This window comes from Microcoleus sp. BROC3, assembly GCF_036702515.1.
Lineage (GTDB): Bacteria > Cyanobacteriota > Cyanobacteriia > Cyanobacteriales > Microcoleaceae > Microcoleus.
In genome coordinates, this window is the sequence record NZ_JAUBTQ010000071.1 from 21,227 (window position 1) to 27,476 (window position 6,250).

Below are 6,250 nucleotides of genomic sequence, written 5' to 3' on the forward strand. Positions count from 1 at the left end.
TGGATTTGGAGCGGGTAAGTTTGTGGTGGAGACAGCTTGGGCTTTCGGTCGCCACGTCGAATTACAAAAAATAAAATTATGAAATTTAAAGGGTTTGACAAACAGTCTAAAAAACTGAAAAAATACAACCAATTAGATAAGCGCTTCACAAGTGATGGCACTGAATTTACTATGGAAGATGTACCGGATAACGGCGTCATAATGATTATGGACGAAGTTATGTATTTTCCTGAAGGTGTATTAGCTGGCAAAATTTATTATCCAACATCTATAGAAGGTAAAATATTATATCTATCTGCCCCTTATTCTAAATGGTCAGAAATTTGTAGCTGCTATGGTGTTGAAATGCCTGATACTGCAACAGCGGGAGTTGAGGGAGAAGCAATTGGTTTTTGGGAGTGGGTATATCAAAAATGTCTGCCTGTTACTTTGTTAGATTGTCCTTGGGAAGTTCTTAGATTATTGTCTAAAAATGTTTTGGCAGCCTATCGTGTTCCTTTTACAAATAGAGCTAGAGAAAACAGAGACTTTAGAAAATAATTGAAGGGGTTTAAGGGAACCACGCGGGCCATGATGGAATTTTCATGAGTTTGCAGTTTTGATAGGGATAACAAGATTGTCTCAAGCTTTAGTCTCCGTGGTTTGTTCAACTTTCCAGGTCAGTGCCTGGGAGGTTGAATTGTTACTCGCACCGCAAAAGTATGACAGTCCGAGCCCAGACAGTGCCAGATGTGCGATTGTGCGAGTTATGGCAACCGTTCGAGCGCTCAAAACCTAGAATTTAGCAGAAGACTTGCTCCTTACTGACCAACCGACAACCACGAGCATTGCAGCATTTCTCGTGTCAATGGAAAAATGCGGGATGTTGAGAAAGCTTGAGGTTAATCGCCCTGACTTCTTCCTGACTTTACACTAAGTGAGCTACTGATTAAGATTGAAGCAAATACAAAAAGGGTGGTTATGTTCGATCGCGCTCAATGGTTTCTGGCTAGTATTTTGATGGCACTTTCAGTTCAGTTAAGTCAGCCAGTTGCAGCAACCGTTCTCGTTGGTAAAGTCGTACAAACAGCACAAACTACCAGTAGCGAAGCTGCCCAAAAAGTATATGAAGAAGCAGAGAAACTCTACGAACAAGGAACACCAGAAGCTTTAAGAGGTGCGATCGTCAAATATGAAGAAGCATTAAAACTGTATCGAAAAGCGGGCAATCGCAGTCGAGAAGCCCTCACCCTCCACAACATGGGTGGAGCCTATTTAGATTTGGGAGAACACCAAAAAGCGCTAGAGTATTACAGCCAGTCCCTTCCCCTGAAACGAACCCTTAATGATCGCGGTGGGGAAGCTACCACCCTCTACAACATCGGTGGAATCTACTTAAATTTGGGAGAAAAACAAAAAGCGCTAGATTATTACAACCAGTCCCTGTCGCTGTTTCGGGCAGTAGGCAGTCCTCACTGGGAAGCCGTTGCTCTTAACAGCATTGGCTTAGTTTACTCAGATTTGGGAGAAAAAAAGAAAGCGCTAGAATATTACAGCCAATCGCTTCTCCTGAAACGGGCAATCAAGGATCAGCGTGGTGAAGCCACCATCCTGAACAACATCGGCAGAGTCTACTCAGATTTGGGAGAGAAACAGAAAGCGCTAGACTATTACAACCAGTCCCTTCCCTTGAGACGGGCAGTAGACGATCGCGGTGGAGAAGCTGTTACCCTTTCCAGCATGGCTTTTGTCAAACGATCGTTAGGCAATTTTACCGGAGCTCTCACTGATATTGAAGCCTCTCTCAAATTAATTGAAAATCTCCGCCGTAAAATAGCTGCCCCAGAAAGTCGCAGCTCATACTTTGCCACAGTGCAGGAATACTACGAATTTTACATTAACCTGTTAATGCAACTGCACAAAACTAATCCTAACTCCGGTTATGATGTGAAAGCATCCGAAGCCAGGAAACGTGCTAGCAACCCCTAAAAAGCAACGCATCGCAGTAGAAAAATGGTCGTTTAGGCAATTATAAAATCGTTCTCTTCATTACCAACGGCATTGTCAATAGAAAAACCCCAAACTGTCACGAATTGTAATTATCCTGATGAATCTCGGTTGCTATAGCATCGTCAATTTACCATCAGGGATTCGCAGCAGGGAATCAACGCAGAGGTGGATTTTTATGCGATGCGCTGTAGGATGGATCAAGGGGAGTTATGGAACTCATCTACTCAAGCCCAGACCAAACTGGAACGTTCCAACAGTTATTTCCGAAGACAAACCACCGCGTCACCTGTAACGCGATCGCAACTCGCTCTTGATTCCGCTGCATCTACGGCTTGTTTGACTGCAACACCAAACCAGAATGAAACCCCATGAAAATTAATCGCAAGGTATCCAAAGCCCTAACTGCTGCTTTTTTAGCTTTATCGGCTGTCTCGCTTGCGGAGAGTAGCTGGGGACATCCAGGTCGCACTGATGCCAGCGGATGTCATACCAATCGCAGAACAGGAGACTACCCTTGTCACAATGGTTCAGGTTCCGGGTCGGGTTCCGGGTCGGGTTCCGGGTCAAGTTCACCCAGTGGCGGAGGTTCGGAAGGCGTTTGCTTGACATTGAACGACTGCATGAGTCGCGGAGAAACGCAACTTAAGTCGAATCCAGCCCAAGCGCTCAACTATTTCCAGCAAGCCTTACTCCTCAAACCAGAAGATATCAAAGCATTTACCCCAATTAACGTTGTTGAGCCTTACGTGATGGCGATACCCGGTACTTGTCCAGATTTCAAAACCTGTATGAATTTGGGCTACGCAGGAATCAAACAGAAAGACTACCAAACCGCGTTAGTCAATTTCAAGCGAGCCTTAGCATTTGATTTAGGAAACAAGTATGCCGTTGAAGCGATCGGTAATGTTTCTCGTTATATCCAAGAATCACGCTAGCGCTCGAATTAACACGGCCGCGAACGCCAAAAACTCAAGTCCATACTTTTACTGTAAAGACAAATTCCCAATCTCGATCTAATGTAGATATATCAGGTTTCAAAGCGAATATTTCAAAGGATAGTCAAACCCATTTCATCTTGTTTAAGTTCGCCTTGTACTGCTACTAACGATTCATCGCGTACCGAGCAAAAAATTTCAAGCTAGGGCGATCGACTTGAGAACAATTGCATTGAACCAATTTTTAATCATAGTCAAGGAGGAGTAGCGATGTCTACTATTGAGGACAACAAAATAATCGCTCGACAATGGTTTAAACTCATCAGCGAACATCGGATCGAAGAAATTTGTAAAATGACTGACCCGAATTGGAAAATGCACGGTGGCCCACCAAATCTTTCCTCTGGCCCGGATGGGGTTCGCGAACTATTTGAAATAATCGGCCCCATCGCTCAGACATGGACGGTTGAAGACATAATTGCCGAGGGTGACAAAGTTGTCGTGCGCCTGACCAATACCTGCATTCAGGAAAGTTTCTTTGGGATTCCCGGTCGCGGTCGGCGGCAGATATTCACCGCTATGTTCATTCATTGGATTGTTAACGGTAAGATCGTTGAAACCTGGCGAAATGCTGACGATCTCGGTCGAGTTTTTCAGCTTGGGGGACGAATTGAGCCCGTTCAGTAGTAGGGGTTTGAGTAGCAATCGTGCAGAAATTTACGCCAAGCGCTGAAATTTTTGCCAGCACCCCCGATCGGGCGCGAAACCGCTGCTAAGTGGAAGTTCTATTGATAGTTGCAGGGTTCTCCTGGCTCAAACCGATGATTGCAAGCGGCGTTGCACTTAATCCTGGCGAGCGTTGTATTTAATCCTGTCGAGCGTCACATTTACAGTTGCATTTAATACAGGATCGTAAGTGTCAAGATTGCTGGCTGGAGTGTTTAGATTCTTGCTAAAGGGCTTGTCCCGTTCTCTCCCCAATATTTTAGATCGTTTTTATAACAAATACCCTGAAAACCCCGTGACTTTAGTCCGGGGATGAAAGGGCATTGCAGGATTTATCCTGCCTACTCTCTTTGTCAAAAAAATTGGGTTTAAAACCCCGTCTTTACAGAACGGCTTTGCAAGCAAAAATATAAACTTAAATCATCTTTGTTAAAAAAATGTAAAAAAGAAAAATATGCAACTATTTTGCTATACAGTAATAACTACCTAGAAAAAAGAAGGAGTTAGACTTGTTAACAAACTATGTATACAAGTTGCGCCTAAATAAAACACAAAATCTTAAAATGTCCAATTGGGTAAATATGTTGAGAAGCCATTACAATTGGTGCCTTAACGACAGAATTACTCAATACAGTCAACAATTTATTCAAGGTAACTATTGCGACGTTAAAACACAGAGTGAAGCTTGTCCGTTGACCAGTTGTGTTAGTAAAAATGGTGCAACTGGCGAACCTTAGAAAATAGATAAAGATGGAAAAGTCAAAAACCCTAGGCGCAGCCCATGCAACATTCAAATCACCGCGTTGCCTGAATTAAAAGCAGCTAGGCCCTGGTTTGCGGGAATAGACTCAACTGTTCTACAGCAAAACGTCAAACGGTTAGACACTGCCTATAAAAATTTCTTCGACGGGCGCGGCTTCCCTAAGTTTAAAAACCGCAGCAACTTCACTTCTTTTACTTTCGCGATGGGAGTAAAGATACAAGGTAGTAAAATCTACCTCCCGAAGTTAGGTTGGATGCGGTTTCACAATTCACGCCCAATCCCCAACGGCTTTACCATCAAAGCTTGTGCGGTAAGGAAGCGACAGAATGGTTGGTATGTTTCGATCCGCATTGAGGACAAATCTGTCCCCAATTACACGACAAAACCTTTAGAAGATGTCGTCAAAGTAATTGGTTGCGATATGGGAATTACAAAATTAGTCCACCTATCCGATGGAACTCAAATAAAAAATCCCAAGTTCTCAACTACCAAAAAAGCTAAGCGCACTCTAGAAATTAGGCAGAGACGGGTTAGTCGAAAAGCAAAAAGTAGTAAAAATCGGAGAAAGGCTGCCAAAAAGCTAGGACTTTTCCACCAAAAGATTGGCGATAAGCGCCAAGCCTATCAGTGGAAAGTTGCGAATAAAATAGTTTCTCGCAACGTTGACGCGATTGCTTTGGAAAATTTGAACATCTCCGGTATGATGCGTCGATGTCGGGTGAAAGTTGATGAAAAAACAGGTAGATTTCTCAAGAATGGGCAGTCAAGGAAGAAGGGTTTAAACCGTTCTATCTCCGATGCTAGTTGGGGCGAATTAATTTTGAAGATTGAGTATCTCGCTGCAAAGCAAGGAAAAGTTGCAATCAAAGTCAATCCCAAATACTCCAGCCAAGAATGCCGGAATTGCGGTCATAAAGACAAGTCTAATCGAGATGGCGAAAAATTCATTTGCACCGAATGCGGGTATCACGAACACGCCGACATTGGCGCTGCAAAAACTATTCGCGATCGGGCTTTAAATTTGGTACGCGGGGACTCCGCGAAACCTGGCATTAGTGCCTAAACGCCCAAAAGATATCCTCACGCTCGATCGAGCAAACGTGAGGAGTTTGGGAACCCTGGAAACAGGGATATTAAGGCCGAAATGTCTTAAGAATCCCCTCGGCTTCAGCCAGGGGAGTGTCAACGGACTATTTTGTTTATATTAAGGATATGTCTATAAAAGCGAGCGATGGAGTTGGCATTCCTGTTGTGATTAATAATCTCCACTTAGAAGTGAGAATTTTGTCACAGCAACAATTAGCCATCTTTCCCTGCACCCACACCAGTAAGTCCATCAACTACTCCGAAGGTTAGGAACCGAGTCAATGAACAAAAAATTAGGCAAAATCTTTCTCGCTAATGATGCTTCAACTTTAAGTAACGTCGGATTTGAACAATCTCCTGACGCGGCAATTTTTGCTAAAAATACTGGAGTTTAGACTAAGTAAAATCTCCAGGGATAAAAAAAGGGTGCCTGAATTGAAAAGCAGACCCCATTTGGCAGAAACTAAGAGTAGTACCACCCACCCTTAGCTGCTAATATGCACCTTGCCAAATTAAAAGAATTTCGTCAAGCGGCTTATCAGTATTTATGTCGGGCCCACGATGCGACGTTTGAATTGACTGATGCCATCCTATTGACTCGCCATGTCCACTGTCTAGCTGACTTGTCCCTGTCTCCTGTGTTTCGCCGACGCTGGTCAAGTATTTATGAAGCCTTACAAGATTGCCGTCCAGCTCGGCGTAAATTGATGCAGATATATATTAAACACATCCCAAAAGATATCCGTCCCAT

Annotated in this window: 8 protein-coding genes; all 8 read left to right on the plus strand. The window is 43.6% G+C overall.

The window, feature by feature from the left end:
• Positions 1–78: 78 nt before the first annotated feature.
• Positions 79–540 carry a hypothetical protein gene (locus QUB30_RS29485; RefSeq protein ID WP_333341261.1) on the plus strand — a complete coding sequence of 154 codons (462 nt, stop codon included), beginning with the start codon at positions 79–81 and terminating at the stop codon, positions 538–540.
• Positions 541–960: 420 nt separating this feature from the next.
• Positions 961–1,968: a tetratricopeptide repeat protein gene (locus QUB30_RS29490; RefSeq protein ID WP_333341264.1), complete on the plus strand. Its 1,008-nt coding sequence runs from the start codon at positions 961–963 to the stop codon at positions 1,966–1,968.
• A gap of 389 nt (positions 1,969–2,357) precedes the next feature.
• Positions 2,358–2,924, plus strand: coding sequence for a YHYH domain-containing protein (locus QUB30_RS29495; protein ID WP_333341267.1), 567 nt, complete (start codon positions 2,358–2,360; stop codon positions 2,922–2,924).
• A gap of 270 nt (positions 2,925–3,194) precedes the next feature.
• The gene (locus QUB30_RS29500; RefSeq protein ID WP_333341270.1) at positions 3,195–3,611 is read left to right on the plus strand and encodes an ester cyclase; all 417 of its coding nucleotides are present in this window, start codon (positions 3,195–3,197) and stop codon (positions 3,609–3,611) included.
• Between the two features lie 548 nt (positions 3,612–4,159).
• On the plus strand, positions 4,160–4,387 hold the full coding sequence (locus QUB30_RS29505) for a helix-turn-helix domain-containing protein (protein ID WP_333341272.1): 228 nt from the start codon (positions 4,160–4,162) through the stop codon (positions 4,385–4,387).
• 66 nt (positions 4,388–4,453) lie between these two features.
• A complete protein-coding gene (locus tag QUB30_RS29510; protein WP_333341275.1) occupies positions 4,454–5,476 on the plus strand; it encodes a transposase in 1,023 nt (340 codons plus the stop codon).
• Between the two features lie 149 nt (positions 5,477–5,625).
• A complete protein-coding gene (locus tag QUB30_RS29515; RefSeq protein WP_333341278.1) occupies positions 5,626–5,769 on the plus strand; it encodes a hypothetical protein in 144 nt (47 codons plus the stop codon).
• A gap of 227 nt (positions 5,770–5,996) precedes the next feature.
• Positions 5,997–6,250 (plus strand): hypothetical protein (locus QUB30_RS29520; protein WP_333341280.1); only part of this gene is annotated, 254 nt, incomplete at its 3' end.